We start from the raw sequence: 16,507 nt of genomic DNA, 5'->3' as shown, positions 1-16,507 counted from the left end.
TTTTGCCGAAAGCCCCTTACACTCCGCTCTCTAAACGCCTGGTTCTACACCTTGGCTTAATCGGGCTTCACCAGGCAGAGACTTGCACGTAAGTCCCTTCCGTCACAAATTCCAAATTCGGGAATTTCTGCCAGAAGTGTCTTACGCTCCAGTCTCTAAACGCCTGGTTTCACACCTTGGCAACATGTTATAATAAAAAATAAGATACTTAAAGTAGGGGGAATCACATTGAAGAAGTGGATCTGGACCATCGTGGCCGTCGTCATCATCGCCGTTGTCGGCGGTGTTGCTTTCACGGGTCATTATATAACGCAAAAGGCTTATTCAACGGCTATGATGACTGGTAAACAAGCGGTCAGCAAAAAGAACTATTCTATTGCTGAATCAGCATTTCAAGAAGCATTGCGTCACCGTACCAACGATAAACAAGCACAAGGCTACCTGACTCAAACGCAGAACTTTGTGTCAGCTGAGTCAGCAATGACTGATCATGAATTTAGTACCGCAAAGTCAGATTATACGAAGGTTAAAAATGCCAAAACGGGGATGTCAACACTAGCCAAGCGTGCCAAGACAGCACTGACATTATTAAAGACCGTTCAGCTTAAAGCGGAAACGTTCCAGGATATTTATGATCAGGCTTTAACTCAAAACCAGGGTCAGTCTTATGAGGCATCCAACGCCACTTTGGATCGGATTTTCAAGGATGCTGCAGCTAAAGAACCATACTATACCGATATCTACAATAAAGCGGTAGATTTGCGTAGCACCAACAATAAAGCCATTAAGAACGGCGGCGACGGTACTGCTGATACCAGTGTCGATTCAAGTGCCGATAGCTCTGCTTCAAGCAGTACCAGCAGTTCCGCTGGATTAACAGAAACTGAAAAGCAGGCCGTTAAAAACTATAAGGGGTCTAACGAATTTACAGTTAAAAAATCTCAGACAGAAATTAATGGTAAAACGATTACCGCTGCTCAAATTGCCAGTGCCCGCAAGACGTTATCGTCAATTGGTGTTCCTGCTGGCAGTTTTTCAGACCAGGATATTAGAAACGGTTTGATTGCTGCTAATAAAGCTGGTATTTCATTTAAATCATACGCACAAAAGAATTATAAGTAACACCATGGACCTTGTGTGTTAGCAGGGACCATTTAAAGTTAGCTACAAGAGGGAAGGGACGCTATGAGTTTGTATCAGCGATTTGTTAACAATGTTGTCCTAAGACGATGGGTCGTTTTAGGCATTCTGATTGGAATATTGTGGCTAGTAAGATCTGAAATGAGTAAAATCTTGCTGACCTTCATCTTCACGTTTTTGATTATTAGGCTGATCAGGGGTATTCAGCACCATGTCAAGATACCTTATCAACTCATCGTCATCGTGGTTTATGCCTTACTGCTCATCGGACTTTACTTTGCCATCACTATTTACATTCCTAAGATCACTGTTCAGGTGATTTCGGGTGTTCAGTCGATCTACACTTTCTATCAGAATTCGGCTAATGATACCAATCAAACGGTGAAGCTAGTGTCAGACTGGCTGGGTAAATCCAACATTTTGCCGCAGGTTAGAGGCGGCTTAAAGGTTATCGTGGACTATATCACTAGTATCGGTTCCTTTGGTGTGACGATTGTTCTGTCAATCATTCTCAGTTTCTTCTATACCATCGAACTGAGACCTATGGAAGCTTTCTCCAAACTGTTTCTAAGCAGTGATTACGGCTGGTTTTTCCAGGATATCTCTTACTTTGGTCACAAATTTGCGGATACTTTTGGGGTTGTGCTAGAAGCCCAGTTCTTAATTGCGCTGTTCAATACGGCAGTCACAACTATCGGCCTTGCCTTTCTGCACATTCCACAGTTATTAGCTGTGGCCATTATGATCTTCATTTTCAGTTTAGTGCCAGTAGCTGGGGTCATCATTTCAGCGATTCCGCTCAGCATACTGGGTTACGCGGTTGGCGGTGCCAAGGATGTGGCGACGATTTTAATTTTACTGCTGGTGGTTCATGCCGTTGAAGCTTACGTGTTAAATCCGAAGCTGATGTCCAGTAAAACCGAACTGCCAATTTTCTATACCTTCGTGGTATTATTGGCAGGTGAAGCCATGTGGGGTATCTGGGGATTAATAGTCAGTGTCCCAATCTTCACTTTCTTCTTGGATATTTTGGGCGTCAAAAAGGCTCATGGGCTGTACGTAGCGCCAACAGAATTAAAAAAGAAAATCAAGGAACAGCGTCAGCGCTGGCGGTCAGATGACTAAGGCGCGGATGTTGATTAACATATTGGAGGTTTTATTTTGAAAAAAGCACTCTCGTGGTTGATACCTGTTGTGGTCGGGTTACTGCTAGCTGTTGGAATTCGGTTTCTATGGTTAGTACCCGTCAACGTGTCTGGTGCGTCGATGGAACCTAACTTAAAAAATGGCCAACATGTTGTGGCGGTTAAAACGGCCAAAGTAAAACACAACTCAGTGATCGTTTTTGATGCTTCTGGCGTTGATCCTAACGCGGCACCAAAGGAAAATTACGTGAAGCGGGTTATTGGGATGCCAGGTGACACGGTTCGTTATAGCAAAACAGGCAAACTGTACGTCAATGGTAAGTATCAATCCCAAAACTACATTTCCAAGTACGAACAGCAGGCGGGCACGCTTTCCGGTTACAATAACGGGTTTAACTTAGTTTCTGCTGCGCGTCAAAATGATTGGAGTAACAAGTGGAGTTTAGCCATCGGTAATAATCGGATCAATAAAGTACCGAAGAATTGTTACTTCGTGCTTGGGGATCACCGGAGCGTTTCCGAAGACAGCCGGGTATATGGCTTCGTGCCAAAGAGTAAACTGGTTGGTGTCGTGAAAGTCGGTTTCTGGAAGAGTAACCACAAAATCATTAACGACTACCAGAATTAAGCGTTCAAATCATTTTGCAAATAATTAATCTTTTTAAGCGGGTTTAATCTATCAAAGGATTGGACCCGCTTTCCTAAGGTAAAAAGCGAATTGGGACTGGAATTACAGTTGATTTGGTGTAAAATAGTTTGGGTAATTAAAAGAAGAAAGAGGTATTGAACTAATGGCTAAATTAGTATTGATCCGTCACGGTCAAAGTGAATGGAACTTGTCTAACCAATTTACTGGTTGGGTTGACGTTGACCTTAGTGATGAAGGTGTTAAGCAAGCTATCAACGCTGGTAAGTTAATCAAGGAAGCAGGCATTGAATTTGACTATGCTTATACTTCTGTATTAACACGTGCTATCAAGACGTTGCACTACGCTTTGGAATATTCAGACCAACTCTGGATTCCAGAAACTAAGACTTGGCGTTTGAACGAACGTCATTACGGTGCTTTGCAAGGCCAAAACAAGGCTGAAGCAGCTGAAAAGTTCGGTGACGAACAAGTCCACATCTGGCGTCGTTCATACGATGTTTTGCCTCCATTGCTGAGTGCAGATGATGAAGGATCAGCAGCTAACGACCGTCGTTATGCTAACTTGGACCCTAACATCGTGCCTGGTGGCGAAAACTTAAAGGTTACCTTGGAACGGGTTATGCCTTTCTGGGAAGATGAAGTTGCACCTAAGTTGTTGGATGGCAAGAATGTCATCATTGCAGCCCATGGTAACTCATTGCGTGCCTTGAGCAAGTACATTGAAGGTATCTCAGATGATGACATCATCAACTTGGAAATGAAGACTGGCCAACCAGTTATCTATGACTTCGATGAGAAGTTGAAGGTATTGGGGAAGAGTAAGTTAGGCTAGAGTGTGGAAGCAGGCAGTTAGATAGCGGAGCCTAAGCGACTTTCAACAAAAATCCCGGGTTTGGATTTATGTTGGAAGTTGCTTAGGTGCAGCTGTCTGCCTGCTGGAACACGTTTCGGCTATGTAGAATCAGAGTGTGGAGTAGACCGTTTAGACCGCGGAGTGTAAGGTACTTGCGACATAAATTCCGGTTTGGGATTTGTGTTGTAAGTGCCTTACATGCAGCGGTCTGGTCTACGCAACACGTTTATAACATAAAATAAGTCAAAAAAGTGGTCACTAACGGGCGTTTCGTCTGTCCCGTGAGTGATCATTTTTCTGCGCTAAATTGCATCAATACTGGATAATGATGGCATAGAAAATAAGTGAACGGGAGTTACAGAATTTTGAATAACGAAACAGAAGTCAGTCAACGAGAAATGTTAAAAATCATCGGTCTTTTTAGAAAAAACGGGTTCAAGGGTGAATACGAAACCTTTGAGAAGTCAAAGGAAGAAGCCGGCGAGTACTTTGTCGTCGTTACGGATGAGAATACTCATATCAAGGGATTATTTAAAGCTAACCCTAGTAAAGACATGGTTGCGTTTCAACATGTTTTAAACGATCATAATACAGTTGCGTAGTCATTAACGACAGAGTTAGCAATACCTCTGAAGTTCGCCAGTCAACGAATTCAGAGGTATTTTTTTGTTAAAAAACTTAGTACAGTCACACACAAACAATTAAAGATTGGGATGGCATAAGAGAGATGCATCAATTAATGGCAGAGTTTATGGGCACAGCCCTAATGATTTTATTCGGGGTGGGTGTCCACGCTGATACAGTATTGAACGACACAAAGTATCATGGTTCAGGTCACTTGTTTGCAATCACGACTTGGGCATTTGGTATTTCAGTGGCACTATTTATTTTTGGTAACGTGACGATCAACCCAGCAATGGCTTTCTGCATGTTTTTATTAGGTAACATGACCTTCATTACATTTATTGAAACAGCTATTTTTCAAATGGTCGGTGGGGTTGTCGGTGCGTTGATCGTATACGTGATGTATGCTGATTCATTCAAACATTCATACGGCAAAGTTGATCCAGTGACGATTCGTAATATTTTCTCAACGTCACCAGCAGTCCGGAATTTACCACGGAACTTCTTCGTCGAATTCTTCGATACGTTCTTATTCTTAACTTCTATTTTGGCAATTTCTCGGATTCATATTCCGGGTATTGTGCCGATTGGTGTTGGTCTAGTGGTTTGGGCCATCGGTATGGGACTGGGTGGTCCTACTGGGTTCGCCATGAACCAGGCTCGAGATCTTGGTCCACGGATTGCCCACGCCATTTTGCCCATTAAGAACAAGGCGGACAGCGACTGGCAATATGGGTTGATCGTGCCGGGTATTGCACCATTCTTCGGAGCAGTTGCAGCAGCATTATTTGCGAAATTTTATTTAGGCATTTAAAGTATATTTAAAATGAAAAGGAAGCACAATTTCGTCAAATGAAATTGTGCTTCCTTTTTTTAGTTTGTAAATAAAATTAAATTGCGAGTTTAGTGGAACTGCATCCCACCATCAACTTCGATGGTTTGTCCGGTAATGTAGTTTGAATCAGGACCGGCTAAGAAGGCAACCGCGTTGGCAACGTCTTCTGGTTCGGATAAGCGTTTCAAAGCGATATCCTTGGCGAAGGTCTGCATACCCCATTCGTCATCTTTACCAGCGTTTTGCCCAACTTGGTGAGCGATATCAAACATCATTGGGGTCTTAACAATCCCTGGTGCGTAGGCGTTAACCGTAATGTTTTCTTCGGCTAAGTCACGGGCAGCAACTTGGGTAATCCCACGAACGGCAAACTTAGTCCCACTGTAAAGGGCTAAATTAGGGTTACCAACAACACCGGCTTGAGAGGTGGCATTGATGATCTTACCACCCTTACCACTCTTCTTAAACTGTTCATGAGCAGCTTGAATGCCCCAAATATCACCGGCAACGTTAACGTGGTAAACTTTGTCGAACTGTTCTGGTGTAATCGTATCGATTGGCGTAGTTGGGCCAAGGCCTGCGTTGTTAACCAAAACATCAAAGCCGCCTAATTTTTCAGCTGCTTCCTTTACTGCTGCGAAGAAGCTGTCACGGTCACTAACATCAACCTTGACACCAATGGCTTTGCCACCGCCGTCGTTAACTTCTTTAGCAACTTCACCAGCGGTGTCAGTATTTAAATCAGCAACCGCCACTGCGAATCCATCTGAAGCTAATCGCTTAACAATGGCTTTACCAATACCTTGTCCGCCACCAGTAACAAAAGCAACTTTACCGTTAAGTTCTGTCATTTGAAACGCCTCCTAAAATTGTTGTTTCACAACACCTCTAGAATAGCATAGTTATCGGGATTTTGAAAACGATTACATTTTCAATTAGAGATAGCGACAAATCATCAAGTTTGGTTAATCGCGAATTACAAAAGATGAAGACTAATCACAACTCGTTTTATTAGTTCTATTAATGGCATGTTTGAAATTACAGGCGAAATTGTTACTTGAACTAAAAACGCCAGGACTGCTGAGTTACAGTCTGGCCGTTTTTAAGTCATTTATTTCGTATTTCAAAAAATTTCAATATGTAAAAGGACAAGTTTGGCTAAATAAACTTGTCCTTTAATCTATCTAGTGAACTCTTGCAGGCTCGTCGTCTGGTGTTACCTTATCGACCCCAGATGAAACGGCTGCTTTTGTCTTGTGCGCACCTTTGCCCACCGCGTGTTTGGTCTTATCGCCAAGTTCGCCAACTTTATCCTGTACAGAAACGGAGTCACGTTCATGTTCAGCCCGCGTTTTGACATCCGTCACTGTTACGTTAACTTCAATCACGTCTAGGCCAGTCATATCATCAACGTTTTCAACGATTTTCCGTTTGATTTGATCGTATAGTTCGGGAATATCGATTCCGTATTCGGCTACGATATTTAAATCAACAGCCACTTGTTTTTTGCCGACTTCAACATCGACACCAGAAGTGACATCGTTCGTATTGACTAATTTGTCAGCAACGTTTGCGAAGAAGCCGCCATCGACACTGAGTAAGCCTTTGATATCCTCTAAACAAAGACCGACAATTTTTTGCAATACCTTGTCTTCATAAGTTAATTCACCTTTGATTTCAGGCTTAGTGTTTTCCATTTCGGGTTTGTTGAGTGTTGTGGTTGGCATTAAATGTCCTCCTTTAACGTGGGTTACTTAAAGTAATCGTCTAACAGACCAGTCTGTGAAAGGTAAAGTCCAGCGGCGATGCCGAGTCCAACTAAAATGAACAGGACCAATGTCTTCCAGAAACCAATCGTGAGTAACAACAGTGCGAGTACTAAACCGGTGGCGCCACCGATGATCGGCCAGCGGTAAAGTCTGAGTAATTCAGGCACGGGCAACGCCTCCTTTATACAACGCGGGGGTGATTAGACTGCCGGTTCCGCTTGAAATCCGTTAAATGGATATCAATTTTGCGGTCATGGTCAACGCCTAACAGTTGCTTGAGATCTTGTTCTAGTTTTTCTGCAAACTGTTTAGATTGCAATGTTGCGTTCGGGGATGACCGCAACGTCCCATGAATTTTGATTTTGAGCCGTTTACGCGAAAGTTTAGTGGTAACTTTTGGTTCGCTAATGAACGGTTCATGTCGTAGTGAAGAAAGGGTGAAATTATCAATGGCCTTTTTAGTTATACGTAGCTGACCGTTATTGTGACGAGTACGGTATAACTGAAAAGTTTTCGGCCAGGCGATAATGACGAAGAGAAGTGTCACCAAAATCACGGCTAGAACTAAGCCACCCCAGAAAAGATAATTCTGACTAATCGACTGCATGGTGCCAGAATCTATGAAGCCTAAGTGTAACGGCTCACCGACTACGGACCAATTGTGAAGCATCAAGCCTAAAGACAACGGTATTGCGAGGATAACCAGGATCGCAAGTCCCGTTTTAGTTAAGGTTTGCAAGTTATCACCACCTTTCTATTTGATTCCATCATAACAAGTGGCGATAGGTAACTACTAGAAGAATGCTCATAAATTTATTATGCAATTCATAAGTTATTAATATTATAACTTGAATGATACTTTTAGAATAATTTGTTGTATTTTAAGACAAAATCTTATTTTGAACCAATTTTAGTTAATGACGCTGGCGCTCGGGTTACCAATGGTCGGGTCGATTGCTAAGCGGAATAAGACGTCAGTTTTCTCTGAAAACGGCAGGCCGTCCAAATACAATTCACGGTAGGTATCAAGGTGGGTACGCTGGTAGCCGTTTTCCTCAATAGCAGCGTTGAGCGACTGCAATGTTTTAGCTTTAGGGCCGATTTCACCGTGGCCCGTTGCCTGAATTTCGGTGCCTTCAGCTAGTTGTTCGAAGTGGATTTGGTCTGTAATCCCTGACTCGAGGTTGGCATACTTTTTGGCAGCATCGAAGGTTTCCTGGTGGATAAATAGTGGCTGCTTGAGCCAAATCTTGAACGCTTCGCCAGTACCGCCCACAGTCCAAACTGCCTGAACCGGATACGGTCGGTATTCTTTGAAACCCGCTACTTCGATCCCAATATTTTGGCTATTGGCGATGATTGTAGCTATCTGGTGGACTGCTTCAGCTAAAAGAACGAACGTGTCATTTGTGGTGTGAGTTTGGGCCTGACCCTCTGCGGTAATGTAACTGCGAGTGGTTAATTCGACCAGTGAGGGTGTTTCTGAACGCTGATATTCGGCGGGTTCAAATGTTTCCCAGTTAAACATGGTAAGTACCTCCTTGCTAAATGACGGTAGGGATGAACTTTAATTTGCCGCCATTTTAGACCAATCCAGTCGGCCGTACCACTAAGTCGATCGTTTATAGCTAAATTAAGACAATATCCGCTGTTAGTCTGATTTTTAGGCCTCCTCAAAGGGATCTTTTTGACGTTCAGCAAATTGCCCCCTATACTAAAGGTGAAATGCAGGAGACAATAAAATAGTTAAATGAAAGCGCTTTCTACAATATCTATTTGGAGGTGATTTTTTGACATTATATAACCCATCAACAGCTGGTTTGACCCACTATTTATTCTTTACGGGCAAGGGGGGTGTCGGCAAAACTACCATGGCAACGGCGACGGCTGTTCAGTTGGCGGATGCTGGCAAACAAGTGATGATTGTTTCGACTGATCCGGCAAGTAATTTGCAAGACGTGTTTGAAACTAAGCTGACCAGTCAACCACAGCCGATTCCTGGCGTGCCTGGTTTAGACGCCGCCAATTTCGATCCCATCGTTGCGGCTAATGAGTACCGTGAAAGTGTGGTTGGCCCGTACCGTGGGGTGTTACCAGACGCGGCTATCCAAAATATGTCAGAACAGCTATCAGGTTCGTGTACGGTTGAGATTGCATCGTTCAACGAATTCGCTAAATTCTTAACTGATCCAACCGTTGACCAAAAATACGACTACATCATTTTCGACACGGCACCCACTGGGCACGCGTTACGGATGCTGCAACTGCCTTCTGCTTGGAGCAACTACCTGGACCAAAATCACGAGGGGGCTTCTTGCTTGGGACAGCTTGCTGGCTTGGGTGATCAAAAAGCCACCTATGAAAAAGCAGTGGCAACACTCAATGATGGTATGTTAACCACTCTATTGTTAGTCACCAGACCGCAGCGTGCTTCCTTAGTAGAAACCAGACGGGCTGCGGATGAGCTTGCTCAAATCGGGATGACCAATCAAAAACTGATTATTAACGGTGTACTTGAAGAACCGACCGATGAACCTTCGCAGAACATCTATGATCGTCAGCAAGCAGACTTGGAAAACATGCCGGAAAAATTAAAGCAGTTACCCGTGGCGGAAGTTCCACTTCGGGCGTACAACATCATGGGGTTGGCTAATATTCGAACGTTGTTGCAGGATCAGCAGCCCGCTATTAAGGCGCAGCCAGTAGTTCAAGCTGATTTCCCGTCAGTCGATAGCGTAGTGGCGGACTTACTGAAGACAAACAAGAAAATCATCTTCACCATGGGTAAGGGCGGCGTCGGTAAAACAACGGTTGCCGTCCAATTAGCTAAAAAGTTGGCTGCTCACCAGAAAACGGTTCATCTCGCGACCACCGATCCGGCTGACCACCTGTCACTGTTTCAAATTGATGATCCGGCAATTACCGTCACGCACATTGATGAACGGCAGGTGTTAAAAACTTATCAAAATGAAGTGCTATCAAAAGCTAAACAAACCATGTCGGCGGATGACGTTGACTACATTGCTGAGGACTTGCGGTCACCTTGTACGCAGGAAATCGCGATATTCAGGGCATTTGCCGAAGTTGTCGCCCAAAACGATAGTGACGTGGTCATCATCGATACGGCACCTACTGGACATACGTTGTTGTTATTGAATTCTACTGAAAGCTATGCCGAAGAAGTAAAACGGACTACCGGTGAAGTGCCGCAATCCGTGCTGGACTTGTTGCCGCGGTTACAGGATGCCAGTCAGACTGAAATTATCACTGTGACACTGCCCGAAACAACGCCAATCTATGAGTCATTGCGGTTAAACACCGACTTAGACCGGGCTAAAATGCCGCATAAGTGGTGGATCGTTAACCAAAGTTTGTTGGCAACACGGACAACTGATCCGGTGTTACAGGCCCGCGCAAATAGTGAAACACAGTGGATTGAGAAAGTTAAATCAGTTTCTAAGGGGCATTACGCCGTTGAAAAATGGCAGCCTAATTTTGAAAAAGTGAATTTAACCGTTTAAATAAAGGGTGTGAATAACATGAAGAAAATTGAAATTTTTGAACCTGCGTTGTGCTGTCCCACGGGGTTATGCGGCCCTAGTGTGGATCAAAATCTGGTTCGCTTAACGGCTATCACACGATCGGTGAATCATAGTCACCAGGCCATGATTGTTCGCCGTAATTTAGCACAAAACCCAAACGCGTTTGTGCGGAATCAACAAGTGGCTGAGCTATTGAAAACGGATGGCATGAACTGTCTGCCTATCACCATGGTCGATGGTGTTGTTGTAAAGAAGGGTGCTTATCCCTCAAATGATGAAATCAACGGGTACGTTGGCGTTTCTGCTACAAAGGTGAATCAATGAGTTTAAACGCATTCAAGTTACGGTATGAATTCGTTGAGTTCCGCAAATTTTACAGATACAATAAAGTGTAAGGATTTATTTGATGAAGTTAACCGATAACCTTTTTGCCATTTAACAGGAGGGATATTACCGATGAACCTTAAAGTTGCGCTTGCAGTGTCATTTGCGTCACTGATGCTGGTGGGATGTGGATCTAATAGCAGTTCACAGTCTAATCAGGATAGTACGTCGTCATCCAGTGTATCAAGCAGTAGTTCTCAAAGTGCCAGTCAATCGACGACTCACGATGATGTGAGTCAGGTTAAAGTGCCTGTGGCCACTGCTATCAAAACCTATCAGCAAACCTTTGCAAAATCAGAGATTACCGATCTTTCAGTGGAACGCGAGCTAGGACGGTTTCAATATGAGATAGAGGGTGTCGATGATAGCCGTGAATATACCCTTAAATTAGATGCGAATAGCGGCAAGGTCATTTCTAAGAGAAGTGAGCGGCTGGACGCGGATGAGGCCAACGGCGTAAAACGTCAGGACGCACTGGATTTGAATAATCTTATTAGTTTAAGCCGAGCGGTGACGATTGCCCAGTCAAAAGCGAAGGGGCAAACGGCAACGGAAGCTTCAATCGATAAAGAGAGTGAACAGACTTACTGGGAAGTTCAACTTGAAAAGCAGGGGCAGGAAACCAACGTTAAGCTCAATGCACAAACTGGGAAAGTATTAGCTATAGAGAATGATGATTAATTATTAAAGTTATTGAGGTCGCAGACAATTGACTGCGACCTTTTTTGATGCTTATTAAGTGAAATAAGGCGCGTTATTGGACATTGAATTGGCTGCTGTAAAAAATGATAGGATGATTGAAAATCAAATAAGAAAGAAAAAGGTGAATTAATTGAAAATTAACTACCACATTTCTTCCAACCATAGTATGATTTAAGCACGATAAGCCGAATTGGTTTCAAACTTTTTTTAAGCGTGAAAATGCCAGATCTTTTACACTTTTATGAATTGGACCGTATCAATTTAAAAAGTTGTTGACTTTTCTCTGAGAATTGGTATTATTAATAAAGCAAAAGGACCATAACGATTTATCGTTAGTTGTCAGAAGTAAAGCTATTTAAATGAAGGAGTGTATAATTTCATGGCAGTAGATTATGATTCCAAGTCATACTTGGAAAAAGTTGACGCCTGGTGGCGCGCTACAACCTATCTTTCAGGTGGGATGATTTTCCTGAAGAACAACCCATTGTTCTCAGTTACTAACACACCAATCCAAGCGGACGACGTTAAAGTTAAGCCAATTGGTCACTGGGGTACCATTTCAGGACAAACGTTCCTGTACGCTCATGCCAACCGTTTGATCAACAAGTACGGTTTGAACATGTTCTATATTGGTGGTCCCGGTCATGGTGGCCAAGTTATGGTAACTAACTCATACTTGGACGGTACTTACACCGACGCCTACCCTGAAATTACTCAGGACCTTGAAGGTATGTCACGTCTTTACAAGCGGTTCTCATTCCCTGGTGGAATTGGTTCCCACATGACTGCTCAAACTCCTGGCTCACTTCATGAAGGTGGCGAACTTGGTTACTCACTTTCACACGCAACTGGTGCCGTTCTGGATAACCCAGACCAAATCGCCTTTACTGTTGTTGGTGATGGTGAAGTTGAAACCGGTCCTGCTATGACTGCTTGGAACTCAATCAAGTTCTTGAACCCTAAGAACGACGGTGCCGTTTTACCAATTCTTGACTTAAACGGCTTCAAGATTTCCAACCCAACTCTCTTCAGTCGGATGAGTGATGAAAACATCACTAAGTTCTTCGAAGGTCTTGGCTGGTCACCTCGTTTCCTTGAAAACGATGATATCCACGATTACATGACTTACCACGAAAAAGCTGCTAAGTTATTTGATCAAGCTATTGCTGATATCCAACAAATCCAAAAAGACGCACGCGAAAACGGCAAGTACGAAGATGGTACTATTCCAGCTTGGCCTGTTGTTATTGCTCGTTTGCCTAAAGGTTGGGGCGGTCCTACACACAACCCAGCTGGCGAACCAATCGAAAACTCATTCCGTGCTCACCAAGTTCCACTTGGCTTGAGTCAAAAGAACCTCGCTGAATTACCAGAATTCGAAGCTTGGATGAAGTCATACAAGCCAGAAGAATTATTCAACACTGATGGTTCATTGAAGGCCGAAGTTGCTGACTTTGCTCCTAAGGGCGACAAGCGTATGGCAGCTAACCCTGTTACTAACGGTGGCCGTCACCGTGGCGAAAAGCCAGCTATGCTTGACTTACCTGACTGGAAGAGTTTAGCTAACGACATCAACGAAAACAACCGCGGTACTTTATTACCAGACGGTAACCGCAACATGGATATGAACGTTCTGTCAACATTCTTTGCTGGTGTTGCTACTAAGAACCCAACTTCATTCCGTGTCTTCGGTCCTGACGAAACTATGTCTAACCGTCTCTGGAGCATGTTCGACATGACTAACCGTCAATGGATGAGCAAGGTCAAGGAACCTAATGACCAATACGAAGCCCCAGAAGGCCGTATCTTAGATGCTCAATTGTCAGAACACCAAGCTGAAGGCTGGCTTGAAGGTTACACTCTGACTGGTCGTCAAGGTATCTTCGCTTCTTACGAATCATTCTTACGAGTAGTTGACTCAATGACGACTCAACACTTCAAGTGGATCCGTCAAGCAGCTGCAGAACCATGGCGCAATGATTATCCATCATTGAACTTGATCTCAACTTCAACTGTGTTCCAACAAGATCACAACGGTTATACCCACCAAGACCCAGGTATGCTTACCCACTTGGCTGAAAAGAAGTCTGACTTTATCCGTCAATATCTTCCAGCCGATGGTAACACGTTGTTAGCTGTCTTTGACCGTGCCTTCCGTGACCGTCAAAAGGTTAACCACATTGTTGCTTCTAAGCAACCTCGTCAACAATGGTTCTCAATCGACGAAGCTGAAGAATTAGCTACTGAAGGTATCAAGGCTATTGATTGGGCTTCAACTGTTGCTGAAGGCGAAGATGCTGATATCGTCTTTGCTTCAGCCGGTGTTGAACCAACCATCGAAACTTTGGCTGCTATCGATATGATCAACGATGCATTCCCATCAGTTAAGATGCGTTATGTCAACGTTGTTGAACTCGGACGTCTTCAAAAGAAGAACGGCCCTCTGAACGCAGAACGTTCATTGTCAGACGACAAGTTCGAATCATTATTCGGTCAATCAGGGACTCCAGTTCTGTTTGGTTTCCACGGTTACGAAGACTTGATCGAATCAATCTTCTACGAACGTCAACACACTGGTGCACACGTCCACGGTTACCGTGAAGATGGTGACATCACTACTGCATACGACATGCGTGTTTACTCACAACTTGATCGTTTCAACCAAGCTAAAGATGCTGTTAACACCTTGATTGCTAACGGTGCTATCGACGAAGCTGCCGGTAAAGCCTTTGACAAGAAGATGGATGACATCTTAGCAAAACACTTCAAGGTTACTCGTGACGAAGGTCGCGACATTGAAGAATTTACTAAATGGCAATGGACTCCATTGAAGAAGTAATTTCTTCAGCGGATAACATGAACATTTAAAAAAGCACCAACTCAATTACGAGTTGGTGCTTTTTTTGTGCAATGAATGGGTTAAAGCACTTTATCGTTAGCAACCGGTACAGTTGGCACCGTTGAACGTTCTCTAGATGAGAAGAAGCCAAAGATGACACACCATAGAATCCCTAAGGTAGCGGGAAGCCAGTTACTGCTGTCAAAGAATAAGCTGAGATAGATAACGACGAAGAAGACGATCAGCATTGGATCGAGGACTTTATAGGCTGGCATTAAAAATCCGTCTGGCATAAAATCAGCCGACTGACGATATTTATAGTGAGCGACGACGGTAAGTGAATAGACGATTAAGTACAGGTCACTTGATGCGGAGGTGATTAAACTAAAGGCGTTTGAGACATAGGGGAGCGCACTAATCACGGGGGCTAATAGGATTAACGTTGCAGAAATTAGAATTCCTTGAGCTGGGACACCGTGTGTTGAAATGTTTTTGAAATGCCGCATGAAACGACCGTTAGATTCACTGGCAAGTTGATAAAAGTGACGTCCTGATGAATAAATCATGCTATTCAGTGACGATGCCGCGGAAGTTAGTACCACGAAGTTGATGATGGCGGCAGCAGCACGAAGGCCAACTAAAGAAAAGACTTGGACGAATGGACTTTGCTTTGCTGATAAACTTTGCCATGGATAAATCAACATGATAACCAGTAGGGCACCAATGTAGAAAATCAGAATCCGGTAAATCACCTCATTGATCGCCTTTGGCAATACGTGGCGGGGATTCTTTGTTTCAGCGGTGGTGATACCGATGAATTCCATGCCTAGAAAGGCGAAGAAGACCATTGGAAAGGCGCCAATAAAGCTGTGGATGCCGTTGGGAAACAGTGATAGGTGAGTCGTAATATTAGCAAAACCGACCTGACCTGTTGGTGTCTTAAAGTGTGTTAGCAGCATCATGATTCCTGTAACAATCATTGCCAGAATGGCGATAATTTTGATCATGGCGAACCAAAACTCTGCTTCACCAAAGATCCTGACAGCAATTAAATTGACACTGGTTAACACGACCAAGAAACTAATTTGAATCAACCAAGCAGGGAGATGCGGGAACCAAAACTGAACGTAACTGGCAATGGCGGTTATCTCGGCCATACCAACGCAAATCAACCCGATCCAGTAGGTCCAGCCAGCAAAGTAACCGGTTCGCTGACCCAGATAGCGCGTAATAAACGCAATGAACGTATGTTGAGAGGGATCTTGATACAGCATTTCACCAATGCCACGCATCATTAGAAAGAAAAAGATACCAATAATCATATACACCAAAATTATCGAAGGACCTGTTTTTGTAATGGATGTACTAGCACCCAAGAAAAGGCCAGTACCAATTGTGCCACCGAGTGCAATCATTTGAACGTGCCGATTAGACAAAGATCGTTTCGTACCATCAGCGTTTGTATTTTCTTGTTTGTTCATAGTCTCACTCCTTTTCATTGATGTTAATTTAATCACTGAATGAAATAAAATTCAATAGTAAAATTAAAAATAAATGAGATTTTAGATAGAAAAATAAATGAATAGTTGCTATAATAGCCGATATAGAGGTGATTTTAGTAAATACTTCGAATTAAATCATTTTCTAATAATCAATTATGCATAATTAAAATGAATAAATACTTACGTGAAGACACTCATTATTACCGAATTATCACATCACTGTGGAAGACTGATCATTCTTTTGCAAACACGTAAAAACGAGGTAAATTATTGGGTTGGGAGCAAGATCATGAGGTTTGTAAGTTTACTTGTAAACGGTAGTAACTTGTAAAAGGTTATGCATTTTTGACAAAAAGCCATTCAACACGTGAATATTTTATTGAGAGAAGGTGACGCACACATAGCTCAAAACTTGTGAGAGAATCAAAAAAATTCGGCAGCGATTGATCAGTGCTTGGCAGAAAACCGATGCTGGTTGTATACCGAAAGCAGTGCTTTTATCAGTTTTAACGATTTTGTGTTA

Annotated in this window: 16 protein-coding genes; 10 read left to right on the top strand and 6 right to left on the bottom strand. The window is 43.3% G+C overall.

The window, feature by feature from the left end:
• The first annotated feature begins 228 nt into the window (after positions 1-228).
• The 6 genes from AC6H04_RS04445 to larD all read left to right on the top strand — a co-directional run bounded on the left by AC6H04_RS04445 (position 229) and on the right by larD (position 5,225).
• Entirely contained in the window at positions 229-1,122 is an 894-nt protein-coding gene (locus tag AC6H04_RS04445; protein WP_497570551.1) for a hypothetical protein, read from the top strand.
• A gap of 63 nt (positions 1,123-1,185) precedes the next feature.
• Positions 1,186-2,265, top strand: coding sequence for an AI-2E family transporter (locus tag AC6H04_RS04440; RefSeq protein WP_497570550.1), 1,080 nt, complete (start codon positions 1,186-1,188; stop codon positions 2,263-2,265).
• A 36-nt stretch (positions 2,266-2,301) separates the two neighbouring features.
• Positions 2,302-2,913, top strand: coding sequence for a signal peptidase I (gene lepB / locus AC6H04_RS04435; RefSeq protein ID WP_497570549.1), 612 nt, complete (start codon positions 2,302-2,304; stop codon positions 2,911-2,913).
• A 163-nt stretch (positions 2,914-3,076) separates the two neighbouring features.
• Positions 3,077-3,766, top strand: a complete 690-nt coding sequence (locus AC6H04_RS04430) for a 2,3-diphosphoglycerate-dependent phosphoglycerate mutase (RefSeq protein ID WP_497570548.1) — start codon at positions 3,077-3,079, stop codon at positions 3,764-3,766.
• A 386-nt stretch (positions 3,767-4,152) separates the two neighbouring features.
• The gene (locus AC6H04_RS04425; protein WP_497570547.1) at positions 4,153-4,389 is read left to right on the top strand and encodes a hypothetical protein; all 237 of its coding nucleotides are present in this window, start codon (positions 4,153-4,155) and stop codon (positions 4,387-4,389) included.
• A 125-nt stretch (positions 4,390-4,514) separates the two neighbouring features.
• The gene (gene larD / locus AC6H04_RS04420) at positions 4,515-5,225 is read left to right on the top strand and encodes a D/L-lactic acid transporter LarD (protein ID WP_497570546.1); all 711 of its coding nucleotides are present in this window, start codon (positions 4,515-4,517) and stop codon (positions 5,223-5,225) included.
• An 89-nt stretch (positions 5,226-5,314) separates the two neighbouring features.
• On the opposite strand, the gene AC6H04_RS04415 is transcribed toward larD, so the two are convergent.
• The 5 genes from AC6H04_RS04415 to AC6H04_RS04395 form a co-directional block, all read right to left on the bottom strand.
• Complete coding sequence (locus AC6H04_RS04415) at positions 5,315-6,097, bottom strand: (S)-acetoin forming diacetyl reductase (protein ID WP_497570545.1); 783 nt, start codon at positions 6,095-6,097, stop codon at positions 5,315-5,317.
• A 333-nt stretch (positions 6,098-6,430) separates the two neighbouring features.
• A complete protein-coding gene (locus tag AC6H04_RS04410) occupies positions 6,431-6,973 on the bottom strand; it encodes an Asp23/Gls24 family envelope stress response protein (RefSeq protein ID WP_497570544.1) in 543 nt (180 codons plus the stop codon).
• 23 nt (positions 6,974-6,996) lie between these two features.
• Entirely contained in the window at positions 6,997-7,182 is a 186-nt protein-coding gene (locus AC6H04_RS04405; protein ID WP_497570543.1) for a DUF2273 domain-containing protein, read from the bottom strand.
• Positions 7,183-7,196: 14 nt separating this feature from the next.
• A complete protein-coding gene (gene amaP, locus AC6H04_RS04400) occupies positions 7,197-7,754 on the bottom strand; it encodes an alkaline shock response membrane anchor protein AmaP (protein WP_497570542.1) in 558 nt (185 codons plus the stop codon).
• A gap of 171 nt (positions 7,755-7,925) precedes the next feature.
• Positions 7,926-8,543: a hypothetical protein gene (locus tag AC6H04_RS04395; RefSeq protein WP_497570541.1), complete on the bottom strand. Its 618-nt coding sequence runs from the start codon at positions 8,541-8,543 to the stop codon at positions 7,926-7,928.
• 262 nt (positions 8,544-8,805) lie between these two features.
• Between AC6H04_RS04395 and arsA the strand changes: the two genes are divergently transcribed.
• The 4 genes from arsA to AC6H04_RS04375 all read left to right on the top strand — a co-directional run bounded on the left by arsA (position 8,806) and on the right by AC6H04_RS04375 (position 14,482).
• Positions 8,806-10,536, top strand: a complete 1,731-nt coding sequence (gene arsA, locus AC6H04_RS04390) for an arsenical pump-driving ATPase (RefSeq protein WP_497570540.1) — start codon at positions 8,806-8,808, stop codon at positions 10,534-10,536.
• An 18-nt stretch (positions 10,537-10,554) separates the two neighbouring features.
• Entirely contained in the window at positions 10,555-10,881 is a 327-nt protein-coding gene (gene arsD / locus AC6H04_RS04385; RefSeq protein WP_497570539.1) for an arsenite efflux transporter metallochaperone ArsD, read from the top strand.
• A 132-nt stretch (positions 10,882-11,013) separates the two neighbouring features.
• On the top strand, positions 11,014-11,622 hold the full coding sequence (locus AC6H04_RS04380; RefSeq protein WP_497570538.1) for a PepSY domain-containing protein: 609 nt from the start codon (positions 11,014-11,016) through the stop codon (positions 11,620-11,622).
• Positions 11,623-12,022: 400 nt separating this feature from the next.
• The gene (locus AC6H04_RS04375; RefSeq protein ID WP_497570537.1) at positions 12,023-14,482 is read left to right on the top strand and encodes a phosphoketolase family protein; all 2,460 of its coding nucleotides are present in this window, start codon (positions 12,023-12,025) and stop codon (positions 14,480-14,482) included.
• A gap of 80 nt (positions 14,483-14,562) precedes the next feature.
• Here AC6H04_RS04375 and AC6H04_RS04370 read toward each other — a convergent pair whose 3' ends face one another.
• Positions 14,563-15,963 carry an amino acid permease gene (locus AC6H04_RS04370; RefSeq protein ID WP_497570536.1) on the bottom strand — a complete coding sequence of 467 codons (1,401 nt, stop codon included), beginning with the start codon at positions 15,961-15,963 and terminating at the stop codon, positions 14,563-14,565.
• Positions 15,964-16,507 lie beyond the last annotated feature (544 nt).

Source organism: Secundilactobacillus sp. MJ173, assembly GCF_059704265.1.
This window is presented reverse-complemented; position numbering and strand designations above follow the sequence as displayed.